The organism is Bacillus sp. SIMBA_074, assembly GCF_046534555.1.
GTDB lineage: Bacteria > Bacillota > Bacilli > Bacillales > Bacillaceae_G > Bacillus_A > Bacillus_A mycoides.
Window position 1 is genome coordinate 1 of sequence record NZ_JAWRYM010000080.1, and the last position, 840, is coordinate 840.

The 840-nt window shown below is 40.8% G+C and carries 1 pseudogene; it reads right to left on the reverse strand.

Annotation, left to right across the window (positions count from 1 at the left end):
* Nucleotides 1–821 (reverse strand): annotated as a pseudogene (locus SB773_RS29865) (Cna B-type domain-containing protein); the annotation flags it as partial.
* Nucleotides 822–840 lie beyond the last annotated feature (19 nt).

Sequence of the window (840 nt, forward strand, 5' to 3'; positions counted from 1 at the left end):
TCCTCTGTCACCTTTGGTGTTTCCGGTTTTAATGACTCTTCTATTTCTTCTGTTGTTTCTTCTTTATTTTCTTCTTCTGGTGTTACTAAGATCTCCGGTTTGTCTGTTACCTCTGGTTTCTCTAATACATTTGGCTCCTCTGTCACCTTTGGTGTTTCCGGTTTTAATGACTCTTCTATTTCTTCTGTTGTTTCTTCTTTATTTTCTTCTTCTGGTGTTACTAAGATCTCCGGTTTGTCTGTTACCTCTGGTTTCTCTAATACATTTGGCTCCTCTGTCACCTTTGGTGTTTCCGGTTTTAATGACTCTTCTATTTCTTCTGTTGTTTCTTCTTTATTTTCTTCTTCTGGTGTTACTAAGATCTCCGGTTTGTCTGTTACCTCTGGTTTCTCTAATACATTTGGCTCCTCTGTCACCTTTGGTTCTTCTGGCTTTTCTTCTTTCAAGTCTTCTGTTGTTTCAACTTGTTCTTGCTCTTCTGTTGGTTTTACCGACACTTCCGGCTTTTCTTTCACCTCTGGCTTTTCAAGCACATTTGGCTCCTCTGTCACCTTTGGTTCTTCTGGCTTTTCTTCTTTCAAGTCTTCTGTTGTTTCAACTTGTTCTTGCTCTTCTGTTGGTTTTACCGACACTTCCGGCTTTTCTTTCACCTCTGGCTTTTCAAGCACATTCGGCTCCTCTGTCACCTTTGGTTCTTCTGGTTTTTCTTCTTTCAAGTCTTCTGTTGTTTCAACTTGTTCTTGCTCTTCTGTTGGTTTCACCGACACTTCCGGCTTTTCTTTCACCTCTGGCTTTTCAAGCACATTCGGCTCCTCTGTCACCTTTGGTTCTTCCGGTTTT